Here is an 18,136-nt window from a genome sequence, read left to right as displayed (position 1 = left end):
TGCCAGTACATTACATGCTCGTCTATTAGGTTTGCAATGGTAACGCTATGACAATATCTCGCTTTTTCGCTGCTTCACTCGCCACGCTGCTGCTGGCGTCACCGGCTCTGGCCGAGGAGATCGGCTCGGTAGATACGGTATTCAAGATGTTCGGGCCTGACCATAAGATCGTGGTGGAAGCCTTCGACGATCCCGACGTAAAAAATGTAACCTGTTATATCAGCCGGGCGAAAACCGGCGGCATCAAGGGCGGCTTAGGGCTGGCTGAGGATACCGCCGACGCGGCGATCTCCTGTCAGCAGGTGGGGCCGGTGACGCTCAGCGACGCCATCGCCAACGGCAAAGCGCAGGGCGAAGTAGTGTTTAAGAAGCGCACTTCGCTGGTGTTTAAAAAGCTGCAGGTGGTGCGTTTCTTCGATCAGAAGCGCCATGCGCTGATCTACCTGAGCTACTCTGACAGGGTGGTGGAGGGATCGCCGAAGAATGCGCTGAGCGCGGTGCCGATTATGCCGTGGCGGGAATAAAAAAACGCCCTTCGGGGCGTTTTTACTGACGGCGGCTAAAGCTCGCAGGCGGGTGAGACGGACCGAGGAGCAAAGCGTCCGCGACAGGGATGTCGCTTTTTGCGTCTTTGCGATCGGGCCGTCTTACCCGCGCTGGCACAGTGTCAGCCAACCCTCGATTCCAGCAGGTTTTTTATTCCTGCAGATCGCCGCAGAAGCGGTAGCCTTCGCCGTGAATGGTGGCGATGATTTCCGGCGTGTCCGGCGTCGATTCAAAGTGCTTACGGATGCGGCGAATGGTGACGTCGACGGTGCGGTCGTGCGGCTTCAGCTCGCGGCCGGTCATCTTCTTCAGCAGGTCGGCGCGGGTCTGGATTTTGCCGGGGTTCTCGCAGAAGTGCAGCATGGCGCGAAACTCGCTGCGCGGCAGCTTGTACTGATCGCCGTTGGGGCTGATCAGCGAGCGGCTGTTGATATCCAGCTCCCAGCCGTTGAACTTGTAGCTTTCCACCTGGCGGCGCTCTTCGCTCGGCATCGCCAGATTCATGGTGCGCGACAGCAGATTGCGCGCACGGATGGTCAGCTCGCGCGGATTGAACGGCTTGGTGATGTAGTCATCGGCGCCGATCTCCAGACCAAGGATCTTGTCCACTTCATTATCACGACCGGTCAGGAACATCAGCGCCACGTTCGCCTGCTCGCGCAGTTCGCGTGCCAGCAACAGGCCGTTTTTGCCCGGCAGGTTAATGTCCATGATCACCAGGTTAACATCATTGTCGGTGAGCACCTGATGCATTTCAGCGCCGTCGGTTGCCTCATAGACGACATAACCTTCCGCCTCAAAAATACTTTTGAGGGTGTTACGCGTGACCAGTTCGTCTTCAACGATAAGAATGTGTGGGGTCTGCATATTTCGCTACCTAAAATTTGCCAACAAATCGAAAACAGGGCGTACGCGGGTATTCAGGCTCGCTAAAAAGCGCGGTGAGTGGCGCTTAACCGTTGTACGAAATTATGTTCTTGATACACCATCTATCAACGTCAACAACAGTGTTAGCTCAGCCAGTCAGAATGAATATTGCCTGCCCCAGGAGAGAATCTTTTGGCGCATATCCTAACCGTATTAACAGCAACCTAACAGCACCAACAACAACCGATAAGCATAAAAACAACGCTTCGTTGACTTATATCAAATGCAATTGTAGCACGTTAACACTTATGTGAAAAACTTCTCTTGTAATGCCAGCTTAGCTCACAAAAAATATCAATTTCGCTACATTTTTACATTATGTATACGCAAATGATAATTGCACAGCGCCCGGTGCTATTAAGCTGATTAAAAACATCTTTAACCTTTTAATTTGCTTTAATGCCGCGTTGGCGCCCATTTCCGATGCATAAAGTTATTTATTAAAATTTAACATCGTTAACAACTTCTTTTCGGTTCTGGCAGGATCCCGGCGTCGGTAGCGGCGCGTGTTACTATAAGGCGCGATTTCTAAACACAGATGGAATAATGATGCGTTTTCCCCTCATTCTGGTTTCCCCCGCCCGGCCGGAAAATATCGGCGCAGCGGCGCGCGCCATGAAAACCATGGGCTTTAGCGAGCTGCGCATTGTCGCCAGCGACGCCTGGCAGGATCCCGCCGCCCGTCGCGTGGCGCACGGCGCTGGCGAGATCCTCGATAATCTGCGCACCTGTGCGACGCTGCAGGAGGCGCTGGCGGATATCGACTTCTCCGTGGCAACCACCGCGCGCAGCCGCGCAAAGTTCCGCTACTACGCCACGCCGCAGCAGGTCGAGACGCAGCTGCTGGAGAAGCGGCAGTGGGTCAACAGCATGGCGCTGGTCTTTGGGCGCGAGGATAGCGGCCTGACCAATGAAGAGCTGGAGCAGGTGGATCTGCTGACCGGCATCCCGATGGCGCAGGATTATCCCTCGCTCAACCTCGGTCAGGCGGTGATGGTCTACTGCTATCAGCTTGCCGCGCTCAATCGCGTGGCGCCGTCCGCCGCCGCGCCGGCCGACGCGCAGCAGCTGGACGCGCTGCGCCAGCGCTTCGAACGCCTGCTGCAGCGGCTTGAGGTCAGCGACGATCGCAAGATGGCTGACTGGATCGATCAGCGTATCGGCCTGCTGGAGCAGCGCGATAGCGCCATGCTGCATCGGCTGCTGCACGACGTAGAAAAAAAACTTATAGATAAATCTTCCTGAAAAAGCGGTTTTTGCAGCGGCTGATCGTACAAAGCAGGCAGCAGGCAAACGATCCGGCGAGAATTCCCCTGGCCAGCACGCAGCAGTGCGCAGCGGCGAGAAATTCGCCGCCGGACAAATTCGTTGACTTGACCGGCGCTTTGCTTTACTTCTGGAAGGCAGACAGACTTAAAAAGACAGACAGAAAAAATCTCAATGCGTAACTCAACCAGCCTGAACATCACCATTATTACCACCACCATTACCACCGGTAAGGGTGCGGGCTGACGCATACAGGAAAAAAAAGAAAAAGCCCGCACCTAAACAGTGCGGGCTTTTTTTTCGGCAAAAATTCAGGAGAGCTTTAACATGCGAGTGCTGAAATTTGGTGGGACCTCGGTAGCGAATGCGGAACGTTTTCTGCGTGTCGCTGACATTCTGGAAAGTAATGCGCAGCAGGGACAGGTTGCCACCGTACTCTCTGCACCAGCGAAGATCACCAACCACCTGGTGGCGATGATTGAGAAGACCATCAGCGGCCAGGACGCGCTGCCGAACATCCGCGACGCCGAGCGTATTTTCGACGAGCTGCTGCAGGGGCTGGCAGCGGCGCAGCCGGGCTTCGACTACGACGGCCAGAAAACCCGCGTCGATCTGGAGTTCGCGCAGCTGAAACAGGTGCTGCACGGCATCAGCCTGCTCGGCCAGTGCCCGGACAGCGTCAACGCCGCCATTATCTGCCGCGGCGAAAAGCTCTCTATTGCCATTATGGAAGCGCTGCTGCTGGCGCGCGGTCATGAGGTCACGGTGATCGATCCGGTAGAGAAACTGCTGGCCGTCGGCCACTATCTTGAATCGACCGTTGATATCGCCGAATCGACGCGCCGCATCGCCGCCAGCCAGATCCCACCGCAAAACATGATCCTGATGGCCGGCTTTACCGCAGGCAATGAGAAGGGCGAGCTGGTGGTGCTGGGCCGCAACGGCTCCGACTACTCCGCCGCGGTGCTGGCCGCCTGTCTGCGCGCCGACTGCTGCGAAATCTGGACCGATGTCGACGGCGTCTATACCTGCGATCCGCGCCAGGTGCCCGACGCGCGCCTGCTGAAGTCGATGTCCTATCAGGAGGCGATGGAACTCTCCTACTTCGGCGCCAAAGTGCTGCATCCGCGCACCATCGCGCCTATCGCCCAGTTCCAGATCCCGTGCCTGATTAAAAACACCGCCAACCCGCAGGCGCCCGGCACGCTGATCGGCGGCGAAAGCGAGCAGGATGAGAATCCGGTCAAAGGCATTACCAATCTCAACAATATGGCGATGTTCAACGTCTCCGGCCCCGGCATGAAAGGCATGGTCGGCATGGCGGCGCGCGTGTTCGCCGCCATGTCGCGCACCGGCATTTCCGTGGTGCTCATCACTCAGTCCTCCTCGGAATACAGCATCAGCTTCTGCGTGCCGCAGAATGAGCAGGCGCGCGCGCGCCGCGTGCTGGAAGAGGAGTTCTATCTGGAGCTGAAAGATGGCCTGCTCGATCCGCTGGAGGTGATGGAGCAGCTGGCGGTGATCTCGGTGGTCGGCGACGGCATGCGCACGCTGCGCGGCATCTCCGCCAAATTCTTCTCTGCGCTGGCGCGCGCCAATATCAATATCGTCGCCATCGCCCAGGGCTCCTCTGAGCGCTCGATCTCGGTGGTGGTCAGCAACGACGACGCCACCACCGGCGTGCGCGTGGTGCACCAGATGCTGTTTGCCACCGATCAGGTGATTGAGGTATTCGTGGTAGGCGTCGGCGGCGTCGGCGGCGCGCTGCTGGATCAGCTCTATCGCCAGCAGGCCTGGCTGAAGCAGAAGCATATCGATCTGCGCGTCTGCGGCATCGCCAACTCGCGCGCGCTGCTGACCAACGTGCACGGCATCGACCTGAGCAACTGGAAAGCGGCGCTGAGCGAAGCAAAAGAGCCGTTTGACCCCGCCCGTCTGAGCCGGCTGGTGAAAGAGTACCATATGCTTAACCCGGTGATCGTCGACTGCACCTCCAGCCAGACGGTGGCCGATCGCTACGCCGACTTCCTTGGCGACGGCTTCCACGTGGTGACGCCGAATAAAAAGGCCAACACCTCGTCATGGAACTACTACCAGCAGATGCGCGCCGCCGCCGCGAAGTCGCGCCGCAAATTCCTCTACGACACCAACGTTGGCGCGGGCCTGCCGGTGATTGAAAACCTGCAAAACCTGCTGAACGCCGGCGATGAGCTGATTAAATTCTCCGGTATCCTCTCCGGCTCGCTCTCCTTTATTTTCGGCAAGCTGGATGAAGGGGTGTCGCTCTCTGAGGCGACGAAGATGGCGCGTGAGATGGGCTTTACCGAGCCGGATCCGCGTGACGATCTCTCCGGCATGGATGTGGCGCGCAAGCTGCTGATCCTGGCGCGCGAAGCGGGCCATCAGCTGGAGCTAGGCGACATTGAGATCGAGCCGCTGTTGCCCGCCAGCCTGACGGAAATCGCCGACGTCGAGACCTTTATGCAGCGTTTGCCGGAGCTGGATAACGCCTTCGCCGCGCGCGTTGCCAGCGCGCGCGACGAGGGGAAAGTGTTACGCTTCGTCGGCGCGATTGAAGAGGGTGGCGTCTGCAAAGTGAAAATCGACGCGGTCGACGGCAACGATCCGCTCTATAAAGTGAAAAACGGCGAAAACGCGCTGGCGTTTTACAGCCGTTATTATCAGCCGATCCCGCTGGTGCTGCGCGGATACGGCGCGGGAAATGATGTGACGGCGGCGGGCGTTTTCGCCGATCTGCTGCGCACTCTGTCGTGGAAGTTGGGAGTTTGATGATGGTAAAAATTTACGCGCCGGCCTCGATTGGTAATGTCAGCGTCGGCTTTGATGTGCTGGGCGCGGCGGTGTCGCCGGTGGACGGCACGCTGCTGGGTGACTGCGTCTCGGTAGAGGCGGCGCCGCGCTTTTCGCTGCAGAACAGCGGACGCTTCGTCAGCAAGCTGCCGGACGATCCCAAAGAGAATATCGTTTACCAGTGCTGGCAGCGCTTTTGCGAGGCGATCGGCGAAGAGGTGCCGGTGGCGATGACGCTGGAAAAAAATATGCCGATCGGCTCTGGTCTCGGCTCCAGCGCTTGTTCGGTGGTGGCCGGCCTGATGGCGATGAACGAGTTTTGCGGCAGGCCGCTCAGCGATACGCAGCTGCTGACGCTGATGGGCGAGCTGGAAGGGCGCATTTCCGGCAGCGTGCACTATGACAACGTCGCGCCGTGCTTCCTCGGCGGCATTCAGCTGATGCTGGAAGAGAACGGCGTTATCAGCCAGCCGGTGCCGGGCTTCGACGACTGGCTGTGGGTAATGGCCTATCCCGGTATCAAGGTCTCTACCGCCGAAGCGCGCGCCATCCTGCCGGCGCAGTATCGCAAAGAGGATGTGATTAAGCATGGCCGCCTGCTGGCAGGCTTTATTCATGCCTGCCACACGCGCCAGCCGCTGCTGGCCGCTAAACTGATGCAGGATGTGATTGCTGAGCCTTACCGCACCCGACTGCTGCCGGGCTTTGCCGAAGCGCGTCAGGCCGCCGTGGATATCGGCGCGCTGGCCTGCGGCATTTCCGGCTCCGGCCCCACGCTTTTCGCCGTTTGCAATCAGATGGAAACGGCGCAGCGGATGGCAGACTGGCTGCGCCAGCACTATCTGCAGAATGATGAAGGCTTCGTCCATATTTGCCGCCTTGATACGGCTGGCGCACGTAAACTGGGATAACGCATGAAACTCTACAACCTTAAGGATCATAACGAGCAGGTGAGCTTTTCGCAGGCGGTGAAACAGGGCCTCGGATCGCAGCAGGGGCTTTTCTTCCCGCTGGAGCTGCCGGAATTCGAGCTGACCGACATCGACGCGATGCTGGAGATGGATTTCGTCAGCCGCAGCAGCAAAATTCTGTCTGCCTACATCGGCGACGAAATCGCGCCGCACCAGCTGGCCGAGCGTGTTAAAACTGCCTTCGCCTTCCCGGCGCCGGTGGTGAAGGTGAGCGACGATATCTCATGTCTGGAGCTGTTTCACGGCCCAACGCTGGCGTTTAAGGATTTCGGCGGCCGCTTTATGGCGCAGATGCTCTCCTACGTGTCAGGCGCGGACGAGCAGATCACTATTCTGACCGCGACCTCCGGCGACACCGGCGCGGCGGTGGCCCACGCTTTTTACGGCATGGAAAACGTGCGCGTGGTGATCCTCTATCCGCAGGGCAAAATCAGTCCGCTGCAGGAGAAGCTGTTCTGCACGCTGGGCGGCAATATCGAGACCATCGCCATCGACGGCGACTTCGACGCCTGTCAGGCGCTGGTAAAACAGGCGTTTGACGACGAGGAGCTGAAGAAGGCGATCGGCCTGAACTCCGCCAACTCCATCAATATCAGCCGCCTGCTGGCGCAGATCTGCTACTACTTCGAAGCGGTGGCGCAGCTGCCGCAGGAGAAACGCAATCAGCTGGTGGTGTCGGTGCCGAGCGGCAACTTCGGCGATCTCACTGCCGGCCTGCTGGCAAAATCGCTGGGGCTGCCGATTAAGCGTTTTATCGCCGCCACCAACGCCAACGACACCGTGCCGCGCTTTCTGCAGGGCGGCAGCTGGACGCCCAACGCCACGGTCGCCACGCTGTCGAACGCCATGGACGTCAGTCAGCCCAACAACTGGCCGCGCGTTGAGGAGCTGTTCCGCCGCAAAACCTGGCGTTTAACCGATCTTGCCTACGGCGCGGTCAGCGACGACACCACCGAAGCGACGATGCGCGAGCTGGCGGAAATCGGCTATATCTCCGAACCGCACGCGGCCATCGCCTATCGCTTGCTGCGCGATCAGCTGCAGGAAGGGGAGTTTGGTCTGTTCCTCGGCACGGCGCACCCGGCGAAGTTTAAGGAGAGCGTGGAAGCGATTCTGGGGCAGGCGCTGCCGCTGCCGCAGGAGCTGGCGGACCGCGCCGGGCTGCCGCTGCTGTCGCACACCATGCCGGCGGATTTCGCGCCGCTGCGCGCGTTTTTACTTAAGGCCTGACAAGGTGCTGACGCGGGTGACAAGGTCCGATCGCAAAGACGCAAAAATAGCCATCCATGGCGGCTCGGCTCGCGCAGTCCCTTGCGCGAGACGCTTTGCTCTTCGGCCCATGTCACCCGCGTTTTAAGTTTGCCAGTCGCCGGTCGGCCGCCCTGAGCGTTACTTCTGCTCGTAACGCTTAAACACCAGCTCGTTCTCGCTGCTGCTCGCCTCGTCATAGAAATAGCCGTCGACATCAAACCCTTTCAGCGCCTCAGGATCGGTCAGGCGATGCTGAATGATGTAGCGGCTCATCAGCCCGCGCGCCTTTTTGGCGTAGAAGCTGATCACCTTAAACGCGCCATTTTTCTCATCGAGGAACACCGGCTTCACCAGCCGCGCCTCTAGCTGCTTCGGCTTGATCGCCCGGAAATACTCGTCCGACGCCAGATTGATCAGCACCGCATCGCCCTGCGCGCGCAGCGCGTCGTTAAGCTGCTGCGTCAGCAGATCGCCCCAGAAGCTGTAGAGATCGTTGCCGGCCGGCGTGGCGAACTTAATGCCCATCTCCAGACGATAGGGCTGCATCAGGTCGAGCGGACGCAGCACGCCGTAGAGGCCAGAGAGCATGCGCAGATGCTGCTGCGCGAAGTCGAAATCCGCCTCGCTGAAGCTCTCCGCCTGCAGGCCGGTGTAGACGTCGCCCTTAAACGCCAGGATCGCCTGACGCGCGTTGTCCGGCGTGAACTCGGGCTGCCAGCTGTTAAAGCGTTCGGCGTTCAGCAGCGCCAGCTTGTCGCTGATGCTCATCAGCGAAGCGATTTGCGCCGGTGAGAGATCGCGCGCCACCTCGATCAGCTGCTGTGATTTTTCTAACAGCGCAGGCTGGGTAAAACGCTGGGTCGCCAGCGGGCTGCTAAAATCGAGCGTTTTGGCGGGTGAGATCACCATTAACATAGTCGCTTCCTCGTTTATCCCTTGTCGCTACAGGGAAGGGGCTAATAATCAGGCTGCCGAGTGTAGCAAAAAAGGCGCCGCGCGCGGCAAATCGCAGCCATTCGTTTGCGCTATCGTAAACGGCATCTGGCGACCTTGCGCCTCGGTTGCCGCATGATATTATCGCAACAGCCTTTTTCACCCTGACATTACACAAGAGACAAGAGACATGACGGACAAACTGACCTCCCTGCGTCAACTCACCACCGTTGTCGCCGACACCGGCGATATCGCAGCGATGAAGCTCTACCAGCCGCAAGATGCCACCACCAACCCTTCTCTGATCCTGAACGCCGCGCAGATCCCGGAATACCGCAAGCTGATCGACGAAGCGATTAGCTGGGCGCGCGAGCAGAACGGCAGCAAAGATGAGCTGATCTCGCTGGTGTCGGACAAACTGGCCGTCAACATCGGTCTGGAGATCCTGAAGCTGATCCCGGGCCGCATCTCCACCGAAGTCGACGCGCGTCTCTCTTACGACACCGAAGGCAGCATTGCCAAAGCGCGCAGCCTAATCAAACTCTACAACGACGCGGGCATCAGCAATGACCGTATCCTGATCAAGCTGGCGTCAACCTGGCAGGGCATCCGCGCGGCGGAGCAGCTGGAAAAAGAGGGCATCAACTGTAACCTGACGCTGCTCTTCTCCTTCGCCCAGGCACGCGCCTGCGCGGAAGCGGGCGTGTTCCTGATCTCCCCGTTCGTCGGCCGTATCCTCGACTGGTACAAAAACAACACTGACAAGAAAGAGTACGCGCCGCACGAAGATCCGGGCGTGGTGTCGGTGTCTGAAATCTACAGCTACTACAAGCAGCACGGCTATGAAACCGTGGTGATGGGCGCGAGCTTCCGTAACGTCGGCGAGATCCTCGAGCTGGCGGGCTGCGATCGCCTGACCATCTCTCCGGCGCTGCTGAAAGAGCTGGCGGAGAGCGAAGGCGCGGTTGAGCGCAAGCTGAGCTACAGCGGCGACGTCAAAGCGCGTCCGGCGAAAATGACCGAGTCGGAGTTCCTGTGGCAGCACAACCAGGATCCGATGGCGGTGGCGAAACTGGCGGAAGGCATCCGCAACTTCGCCGTCGACCAGGGCAAGCTTGAGAAAATGATCGCCGACCTGCTGTAATCTGTGGCCGTGGCGGCCTGGCCGCCACGGTTTTCGCTTTGCCCTACTTTCTATTATCCTTCCTGCTATTCCTCTTTTGTCTTACCGCTTTGCGGTCAACCCGGGTAACAACATCATGGATACTTTACGCATTGGCCTGATCTCCGTTTCCGATCGCGCCGCGAACGGCATTTATCAGGATCAGGGCATTCCGGCGCTGGAAGCCTGGCTAAGCCGCGCGCTGGCGACTCCTTTTACCACCGAAACCCGCCTGGTGCCGGACGAGCAGCCGCTGATCGAACAGGCGATCTGCGAGCTGGTGGACGAGCGCTTCTGTCATCTGGTGCTGACCACCGGCGGCACCGGTCCGGCGCGCCGCGACGTCACGCCCGACGCCACGCTGGCGGTCGCCGACCGCGAGATGCCGGGCTTTGGCGAGCAGATGCGCCAGATCAGCCTGCGGTTCGTGCCGACGGCGATTTTGTCGCGTCAGGTCGGGGTGATCCGCAAGCAGTCGCTGGTGATTAACCTGCCAGGCCAGCCAAAATCGATTCAGGAGACGCTGGAGGGGCTGAAGGATGGCGAAGGCAAGGTTTCGGTGCCGGGCATTTTCGCTGCCGTACCTTATTGTTTACAGCTGCTGGAAGGGCCCTACGTCGACACGCATCGCGACGTGGTAGCAGCTTTTCGCCCTAAAAGCGCGATAAAGGAGATAAATAACTAAAAATTCGTCATTTCAGGCATAGCCTCTGGCAGCGCTGGTGTAGTGAAAGATGGACGGTATAGTAAGCGTAAATTTACAACCGTCTCTTTGACTCTGGGAACCTCTACGCTCATGGATTCACCTGCTGCCCATCGCCTGAAAGGTCAGGATTATAAAACGCTGTCGCTGGCCGCGCTCGGCGGCGCGCTGGAGTTCTACGACTTTATTATCTTCGTGTTTTTCGCTGCGGTGATTGGCGAACGCTTCTTTCCGGCCGATATCCCTGACTGGCTGCGTCAGCTGCAAACCTTCGCCATTTTCGCCGCCGGCTATCTGGCGCGCCCGCTCGGCGGGCTGATTATGGCGCACTTCGGCGATAAGGTCGGGCGCAAGAAAATGTTCAGCCTGAGCATTCTGCTGATGGCGCTGCCGACGCTGGCGATGGGCCTGCTGCCGACCTATGAGACGGCGGGGATCGTCGCGCCGCTGCTGATGCTGCTGCTGCGCCTGCTGCAGGGCGCGGCGATTGGCGGCGAGGTGCCGGGCGCCTGGGTGTTCGTGGCGGAGCACGTGCCGGAAAAGCGCGTGGGTTTCGCCTGCGGCACGCTGACCGCGGGCCTGACGGCCGGCATCCTGCTCGGATCGCTGGTGGCGACCGCCATCAACAGCAGCATGACGCCGCAAACGGTCGCCAGCATCGGCTGGCGCATTCCTTTCTTTCTTGGCGGCCTGTTCGGCCTGCTGGCGATGTATCTGCGTCGCTGGCTGCATGAAACGCCGGTGTTTCAGGAGATGCAGCAGCGTAAGACGCTGGCCGACGCGCTGCCGTTGAAAACCGTCCTGACCCACCATAAAGGCGCTGTTCTGCTCTCGATGCTGCTCACCTGGCTGCTCTCTGCCTGTATCGTGGTGGTGATCCTGATGGCGCCGGCGCTGATGCAGAAGCAGCACGGCATCAGCGCGGCGCTGAGCCTGCAGGCTAACTGCCTGGCGACGGTGATGCTGCTGGTGGGCTGCGTGATCGCCGGCTGGCTGGTGGACTGGCTGGGCGCGGCGAAAACCTTAACCGGCGGCTCGCTGCTGCTGGCGGCTGCCAGCTGGCATTTCTTCGCCGCGCAGACGCCTGACGCCAGCAACCTGTTCTTCAACTATGGGCTGGCCGGACTGAGCGTCGGGGTGGTGGGCGTGGTGCCCTTTCTGATGGTGCGCGCCTTTCCGGCGGCGGTGCGTTTTACCGGCATCTCTTTTTCCTATAACGTCGCCTACGCCATTTTTGGCGGCCTGACGCCGATTTTCGTTACGCTGATCCTGCGCGTCACGCCGCTGGCGCCCGCCTGGTATGTGCTGGCGCTGGCGCTGATCGGTCTGCTGATCGGGGGATGGCTGCACTATGCCGAACGACAGGGCGCGCTGGCGAGCGAAACGCGCCTGTAACAGGCGCGCTGGCAGCGGTCAGTCGGCGGCGGGGCGCTTCTGCATTATCGCGGCGCGCTTCATCAGCGGCGCGGTCAGCAGATAGACGACACAGGCGACGATAATCGAGTTAAACACCGGCACGCCGCGCTCAACCAGCAGCCCGGTGGCGCCACCAGCCACGCTGGCGATCAGCGCGGGCCAGCCGATCGGCTGCGAAGAGGGCGGCAGCGCGTTGCTGTCGCGGCTCTGCGCCAGCGTCTGGCGGTCCGTCTTCAGCAGATAGTAATCCACAATCATTACCCCCAGCACCGGCGGGAAGATTACGCCCAGCAGTTCAAGAAAATCAACGAACCGGTCGAGAATGCCCAGCACCGAGCAGAGGGTGCCGAGAAAACCCAGCAGCAGCGTAATCACGCTGTAGCGCGGTTTAAAGCCGGTCAGCCCTTCCGTGGCGTTGGCGACCCCCAGCGTCGAGGAGTAGAGATTGAGATCGTTGACGCGCAGGGTAGAGAAGACCACGGCGAACAGCCCCAGCGTGGCGGTGGTCTGAGTAATGATGGCGATGATGTCGGCGGTGTGCAGCGCCTTCGCAATCAGGATGGCCAGCCCGTTGACGCCATATTCCCCTACCAGAATCGTCAGCAGGGTGATGGCGAAAACGTCTTTGCCGCTGCGGGAAAAACGCGTCAGATCCGGCGTCATCAGGCTGGCGAGAATGGCGCCGCCGATCACCATGGTAATGGCGGCGCTCAGGGTGATGGTCTCGCTAGCGGCGAGCGGCGGAAGGCTGTTTGCCGCCGGACCGTGAAACGCATGCCAGAAAATCCAGCCCATCAGCGCAATAAACAGCGGCACCGCGACGCGCGCGGTAAAGCGCAGCGCCTTAAAACCAAATGCCACCAGCAGCGTCAGCACGGCGCCTGACAGCGAGGCGGCCTGAGCGAAGCTCAGCCTGCCGTCCAGGGCGTAGCTCAGCGAACGGGCGAACACCGCGTTCTGGATGCCGAACCAGCCCAGCAGGCTGACGGCGACCAGCAGGCCGATCAGCACCGAGCCGTGACGGCCGAAGCCGCACCAGCGCGCCAGCAGCGTGCCGGATAAGCCTTCGCGCATGCCGGCGTAGCCGAGGGCGAAGGTGATAAAGCCAAACAGCAGGCTGGCGAGGGTAATGGCAGTAAAGGCGGCGCCGAGCGTCATGCCGTTGCCCAGCACGGCGCCGAGCATAAACTGATCGAGCGCGGTCAGCATACCCATATGCACAAGGGCGACGCTAAACAGCGAAAGCCTTTCGCCCGCAGGCACCCGGCTCAACGGGTAGTCATCAAATTTACTCACAACAGGTTTTCCTTACCGGTTTAAATAAAAGCGACGCCCTTGCTGAGCAGTTTCTCTGGCAGATAGTTCTCCAGCGACTCAGCGCGGCAGTATTGTTCGAACTGTTGCAGCGAGTGCACGCCCGCTTTCTGATAAAGGGTGGCGATGCGGTTGCCGATGGTTTTCACGCTGAGGTTATAGATGCGCGCGATCTCTTTTGCGCTAAAGCGGCGCAGCAGCAGAAAGATCACATCCAGTTCGGCGGGCGTGAAAAGGGGATGCTCAAGCTGCGTGGTGAGCACCGAGGTTTTGCGGGGATTGATAAAGTTAAGCGCGCCGATGTTGTCGAGCGGGCGCGCGTTCCAGATGCAGCCGAGGAACTGATTGCGGCTGTCGAACACCGGATATTTTTCGCTGACGAAAGGGGTCAGGTAATCTTTGCCATACCAGTAATGGGTCTCTATTACCGCTACGCTGCTTTTCAGGGCCCTGGCTTGTTCGTCGTGCTCGCAGAATTCATCGGCGCAGTCGCTCCAGCGCGTGGGAAATTCGTTATCTTTTTTCCCTTCCAGCGAATAGTTCTTCGGCGTAGCGGTATATAAGCGAGCCGCGGTATTCATATAAAGATGTTGTGAGGCCGCGTCTTTAAAACCCCACGGCGTCGGTAACAGATCCATCGTGGTGGCAAACGCGGCAAGAAAATCGTCGATACTGCGATATGGGCTGCCCATAACGCCTCGCTGAATGAAAGCAGGTTATAATCTTTTCGCCAGATAATAACGGGAAAAGCGCTGCGCATAGCCATCCTGTTCGCCGTAGACGCGATAGCCGAGTTTTTCGTAAAACCCGCGCGCCTGAAAGCTGAGGGTATCGACGACCGCCATATGGCAGCCGCGGCTGCGCGCCTCTTCTTCCGCCTGTTGCATCAGCTGACGCCCGGTGCCGTGCTGGCGATGCGCCTCATCTATCCATAAATAGTGAATATCCAGCGTGCCGAACCAGGTGTGCGCCAGCAGTCCGCCCTGAATATGCTGCTCATCATCATACAATATAACGTTCAGCGGCTTCATATTGATCTCGGCGAAGCGGCTATTATGCTGCCAGAGCTGCTGAATGATATATTCCTCAGCCTGAGGATCCTTAATATGGCTGACCTTTATTTCCATATAGCAATGTCCATATGATAAAAATATGAATAGAAAGAGGGGATTTTAATATTTCGGAATTTCCATTATTAGCATGGCGCCTGGCCGGGCGCAAGGGCAAATATTCCTCCTGCGGCGTCAGGCCGGTAATATTAAGATAGCGCCGGTTGTTTGACGAGCAGACAGGTTCGCTCGTTCGCCAACATCAGGGAAAACAGAAAATAAGTTCAGTTTGCAATAATAACGATAATATATTTTCCGCAGCCCGTTTACTGGGCCTGCAGGGTCACACAGCTTCCCGTTATACTGCGTTCGTCAGGCCGCCCTTTTCGCGGCCTTTTTCTTTGGGCGCGCCGCGACCACGCGTGCCTGCATCGCCGAATGCGCGGATCTGAAAAAAAATTTTCTTTTAACCCTTGATGCGCTTCGAAGCGGCCCCATTTAGTTGTCATCGAGCGTTGTGAGCCCGGGAAAAAAAGCGAGTAATGGCGGTTGAAAGCCAACAAAGCGCCCGCATTAAAGGTTCACAACCCAAATTGACAAAGAATTTAAGTGGGAGACGTTTAGATGGGTAAGATTATTGGTATTGACCTGGGTACAACCAACTCTTGTGTTGCGATCATGGACGGCGGTAAAGCGCGCGTGCTGGAGAATGCCGAGGGCGACCGCACCACGCCTTCAATTATTGCTTATACGCAGGATGGCGAAACTCTGGTGGGTCAACCGGCTAAACGTCAGGCGGTGACCAACCCGCAGAATACGCTGTTTGCTATCAAGCGTCTGATCGGCCGTCGTTTCCAGGACGAAGAAGTGCAGCGTGACATCAAAATCATGCCGTACAAAATCACCTCTTCCGACAACGGCGACGCCTGGCTGGAAGTGAAAGGCCAGAAAATGGCGCCGCCGCAGATCTCTGCGGAAGTGCTGAAAAAAATGAAGAAAACCGCTGAAGACTACCTCGGCGAGCCGGTGACCGAAGCGGTCATCACCGTTCCGGCCTACTTTAACGATGCGCAGCGTCAGGCGACCAAAGACGCCGGCCGTATCGCGGGTCTGGAAGTGAAACGTATCATCAACGAACCGACTGCAGCGGCGCTGGCCTACGGCCTGGATAAAGGTCAGGGCAACCGCACCATCGCGGTATACGACCTGGGCGGCGGTACCTTCGATATCTCTATTATCGAAATCGACGAAGTTGACGGCGAAAAAACCTTTGAAGTGCTGGCCACCAACGGTGATACCCACCTGGGCGGTGAAGACTTCGACAGCCGTCTGATCAACTATCTGGTCGCGGAATTCAAGAAAGATCAGGGCATCGATCTGCACAACGATCCGCTGGCGATGCAGCGTCTGAAAGAAGCCGCCGAGAAAGCGAAAATCGAGCTCTCCTCTGCGCAGCAGACCGACGTTAACCTGCCGTACATCACGGCGGACGCGACCGGTCCGAAACACCTGAACATCAAAGTGACCCGTGCGAAGCTCGAGTCTCTGGTAGAAGATCTGGTCAGCCGCTCTATCGAGCCGCTGAAAGTGGCGCTGCAGGATGCGGGACTCTCTGTGTCCGACATCAACGACGTCATCCTGGTGGGCGGTCAGACCCGTATGCCGATGGTGCAGTCCAAAGTGGCGGAGTTCTTCGGCAAAGAGCCGCGTAAAGACGTTAACCCGGACGAAGCGGTTGCTGTCGGCGCGGCAGTACAGGGCGGCGTGCTGGCAGGCGACGTGAAAGACGTGCTGCTGCTGGACGTGACCCCGCTGTCGCTGGGTATCGAAACCATGGGTGGCGTGATGACCTCGCTGATCAGCAAGAACACCACTATCCCGACCAAGCACAGCCAGGTCTTCTCTACCGCTGAAGACAACCAGTCTGCCGTGACCATTCACGTGCTGCAGGGTGAGCGTAAGCGCTCCAGCGATAACAAATCGCTGGGTCAGTTCAACCTGGACGGCATTCAGCCGGCGCCGCGCGGCATGCCGCAGATCGAAGTCACCTTCGATATCGATGCGGACGGCATCCTGCACGTTTCGGCGAAAGACAAGAACAGCGGCAAAGAGCAGAAGATCACCATTAAAGCCTCTTCCGGCCTGAACGAGGACGAGATCGAAAAAATGGTTCGCGACGCGGAAGCGAACGCTGAATCGGATCGTAAGTTCGAAGAGCTGGTGCAGACGCGCAACCAGGGCGACCAGATTGCGCACAGCACCCGTAAGCAGCTGGACGAAGCGGGCGATAAACTCTCCGCTGAGGACAAAGCGCCAATCGAGTCCGCGCTGAGCGAACTGGAAACCGCGCTGAAAGGCGAAGACAAAGAGGCGATCGACGCTAAAATGCAGGCCCTGATGCAGGTTTCCAGCAAGCTGATGGAAGCGGCACAGCAGCAGGGACAGGCAGGCGGCGCGGACGCAGCCGACGCTTCTGCGAAGAAAGATGACGACGTGGTCGACGCTGAATTCGAAGAAGTGAAAGACAACAAAAAATAATTGCCCCTGACCGGGCGCGACGGTTGGCCTGACAGCCGTTGAAACCAGCACGGGCGTAGGAGATCTCTCCACGCCCGTGCGAGCATGTTAAGGGCTAAAAATGGCGAAGAGTGACTACTACGAGATTTTAGGCGTCTCCAAATCCGCAGACGAACGTGAAATTAAAAAGGCGTATAAACGCCTGGCGATGAAATTTCACCCCGATCGCAATCCGGGTGATAAAGAGGCGGAAGCCAAATTCAAAGAGGTCAAGGAAGCCTACGAAATCCTGACCGACGCGCAGAAGCGCGCGGCCTACGATCAATATGGTCATGCGGCGTTTGAACAGGGCGGCATGGGCGGTGGCGGATTCGGCGGCGGCGGCTTTGGTGGCGGCGGCGCGGACTTCAGCGATATCTTTGGCGACGTCTTCGGCGACATCTTTGGCGGCGGTCGTCGTCAGCGCGCAGCGCGCGGCGCCGATTTACGCTACAACATGGAGCTGACGCTGGAAGAAGCGGTGCGCGGCGTGACCAAAGAGATCCGCATCCCGACGCTGCAGGAGTGTGAGGTTTGCCACGGCAGCGGCGCGAAATCAGGCACCCAGCCGCAGACCTGTCCTACCTGTCACGGCGCGGGCCAGGTGCAGATGCGCCAGGGTTTCTTCACCGTGCAGCAGGCCTGTCCGACCTGTCATGGTCGCGGCTCGGTGATTAAAGATCCGTGCAACGCCTGTCACGGCCACGGCCGCGTCGAGAAGTCGAAAACCCTGTCGGTGAAAATTCCCGCAGGCGTCGACACCGGCGACCGTATCCGTCTCAGCGGCGAAGGCGAAGCTGGCGAGCAGGGCGCGCCAGCGGGCGATCTCTACGTTCAGGTGTCGGTGAAGAAACACCCGATCTTCGAACGTGAAGATAACAACCTCTACTGCGAAGTGCCGATCAACTTTGCCATGGCGGCACTGGGCGGTGAGATCGAAGTGCCGACGCTGGATGGACGCGTGAAGCTGAAAGTCCCGGCGGAAACCCAGACCGGCAAGCTGTTCCGCATGCGCGGCAAAGGCGTGAAGTCGGTGCGCGGCGGCGCGGTTGGCGATCTGCTGTGCCGCGTGGTGGTGGAAACCCCGGTCAATCTGAACGAGAAGCAGAAAAAGCTGCTGCGCGATCTGGAAGAGAGCTTCGGCGGTCCGACTGGCGACAACAACAGCCCGCGTTCGAAAAGCTTTTTCGACGGCGTGAAAAAATTCTTCGACGACCTGACCCGCTAATGG

General features: G+C 58.9%; 16 protein-coding genes and 1 other annotated feature. Of the genes, 11 read left to right on the top strand and 5 right to left on the bottom strand.

Going from position 1 to position 18,136, the window contains the following annotated elements; all coding sequences use genetic code 11:
- The first annotated feature begins 47 nt into the window (after window positions 1-47).
- Window positions 48-524 carry a protein CreA gene (creA, locus tag MC269_RS15710; RefSeq protein WP_239952967.1) on the top strand — a complete coding sequence of 159 codons (477 nt, stop codon included), beginning with the start codon at window positions 48-50 and terminating at the stop codon, window positions 522-524.
- 172 nt (window positions 525-696) lie between these two features.
- On the opposite strand, the gene arcA is transcribed toward creA, so the two are convergent.
- Complete coding sequence (gene arcA / locus MC269_RS15705) at window positions 697-1,413, bottom strand: two-component system response regulator ArcA (RefSeq protein WP_081138737.1); 717 nt, start codon at window positions 1,411-1,413, stop codon at window positions 697-699.
- Window positions 1,414-2,022: 609 nt separating this feature from the next.
- On the opposite strand from arcA, the gene MC269_RS15700 reads away from it, so the two are divergent.
- The 5 genes from MC269_RS15700 (at window position 2,023) to thrC (ending at window position 7,751) form a co-directional block, all read left to right on the top strand.
- Window positions 2,023-2,718 (top strand): tRNA/rRNA methyltransferase, encoded by a 696-nt coding sequence (locus tag MC269_RS15700; RefSeq protein WP_239952966.1) that lies wholly within the window; start codon window positions 2,023-2,025, stop codon window positions 2,716-2,718.
- A gap of 195 nt (window positions 2,719-2,913) precedes the next feature.
- Window positions 2,914-2,985 (top strand): thr operon leader peptide, encoded by a 72-nt coding sequence (gene thrL / locus MC269_RS18880; protein WP_127908399.1) that lies wholly within the window; start codon window positions 2,914-2,916, stop codon window positions 2,983-2,985.
- Window positions 2,924-3,041, top strand: a sequence feature (Thr leader region). (Overlaps the previous gene by 62 nt.)
- Window positions 3,042-3,066: 25 nt before the next feature.
- Window positions 3,067-5,529, top strand: a complete 2,463-nt coding sequence (thrA, locus tag MC269_RS15695) for a bifunctional aspartate kinase/homoserine dehydrogenase I (RefSeq protein ID WP_239952965.1) — start codon at window positions 3,067-3,069, stop codon at window positions 5,527-5,529.
- Between the two features lie 2 nt (window positions 5,530-5,531).
- Window positions 5,532-6,461 (top strand): homoserine kinase, encoded by a 930-nt coding sequence (thrB, locus tag MC269_RS15690; RefSeq protein WP_239955134.1) that lies wholly within the window; start codon window positions 5,532-5,534, stop codon window positions 6,459-6,461.
- Window positions 6,462-6,464: 3 nt separating this feature from the next.
- Complete coding sequence (gene thrC, locus MC269_RS15685) at window positions 6,465-7,751, top strand: threonine synthase (RefSeq protein WP_239952964.1); 1,287 nt, start codon at window positions 6,465-6,467, stop codon at window positions 7,749-7,751.
- A gap of 159 nt (window positions 7,752-7,910) precedes the next feature.
- Here the strand turns inward: thrC and yaaA are convergent, their stop codons facing one another.
- Window positions 7,911-8,687, bottom strand: a complete 777-nt coding sequence (gene yaaA, locus MC269_RS15680) for a peroxide stress protein YaaA (protein ID WP_239952963.1) — start codon at window positions 8,685-8,687, stop codon at window positions 7,911-7,913.
- A 208-nt stretch (window positions 8,688-8,895) separates the two neighbouring features.
- Between yaaA and tal the strand changes: the two genes are divergently transcribed.
- The 3 genes from tal (at window position 8,896) to MC269_RS15665 (ending at window position 11,965) form a co-directional block, all read left to right on the top strand.
- On the top strand, window positions 8,896-9,849 hold the full coding sequence (gene tal / locus MC269_RS15675; protein ID WP_081138725.1) for a transaldolase: 954 nt from the start codon (window positions 8,896-8,898) through the stop codon (window positions 9,847-9,849).
- 115 nt (window positions 9,850-9,964) lie between these two features.
- Window positions 9,965-10,552, top strand: a complete 588-nt coding sequence (gene mog, locus MC269_RS15670) for a molybdopterin adenylyltransferase (protein WP_239952962.1) — start codon at window positions 9,965-9,967, stop codon at window positions 10,550-10,552.
- 111 nt (window positions 10,553-10,663) lie between these two features.
- Window positions 10,664-11,965 (top strand): MFS transporter, encoded by a 1,302-nt coding sequence (locus MC269_RS15665; RefSeq protein WP_239952961.1) that lies wholly within the window; start codon window positions 10,664-10,666, stop codon window positions 11,963-11,965.
- A gap of 18 nt (window positions 11,966-11,983) precedes the next feature.
- On the opposite strand, the gene MC269_RS15660 is transcribed toward MC269_RS15665, so the two are convergent.
- Genes MC269_RS15660 through MC269_RS15650 form a run of 3 tightly spaced genes read right to left on the bottom strand, consistent with a single transcriptional unit; the run spans window position 11,984 to window position 14,427 of the window.
- Window positions 11,984-13,282 carry a cytosine permease gene (locus MC269_RS15660; RefSeq protein WP_239952960.1) on the bottom strand — a complete coding sequence of 433 codons (1,299 nt, stop codon included), beginning with the start codon at window positions 13,280-13,282 and terminating at the stop codon, window positions 11,984-11,986.
- A gap of 20 nt (window positions 13,283-13,302) precedes the next feature.
- Window positions 13,303-13,992: a PAS and helix-turn-helix domain-containing protein gene (locus MC269_RS15655; protein ID WP_239952959.1), complete on the bottom strand. Its 690-nt coding sequence runs from the start codon at window positions 13,990-13,992 to the stop codon at window positions 13,303-13,305.
- Between the two features lie 24 nt (window positions 13,993-14,016).
- A complete protein-coding gene (locus MC269_RS15650; RefSeq protein WP_081138710.1) occupies window positions 14,017-14,427 on the bottom strand; it encodes an N-acetyltransferase in 411 nt (136 codons plus the stop codon).
- A 546-nt stretch (window positions 14,428-14,973) separates the two neighbouring features.
- On the opposite strand from MC269_RS15650, the gene dnaK reads away from it, so the two are divergent.
- Complete coding sequence (gene dnaK / locus MC269_RS15645) at window positions 14,974-16,887, top strand: molecular chaperone DnaK (RefSeq protein WP_081138707.1); 1,914 nt, start codon at window positions 14,974-14,976, stop codon at window positions 16,885-16,887.
- Window positions 16,888-16,987: 100 nt separating this feature from the next.
- Window positions 16,988-18,133 carry a molecular chaperone DnaJ gene (dnaJ, locus tag MC269_RS15640; protein WP_239952958.1) on the top strand — a complete coding sequence of 382 codons (1,146 nt, stop codon included), beginning with the start codon at window positions 16,988-16,990 and terminating at the stop codon, window positions 18,131-18,133.
- Window positions 18,134-18,136 lie beyond the last annotated feature (3 nt).

Source organism: Pantoea sp. Z09 (assembly GCF_022394795.1).
GTDB lineage: Bacteria > Pseudomonadota > Gammaproteobacteria > Enterobacterales > Enterobacteriaceae > Pantoea > Pantoea latae.
This window is presented reverse-complemented; position numbering and strand designations above follow the sequence as displayed.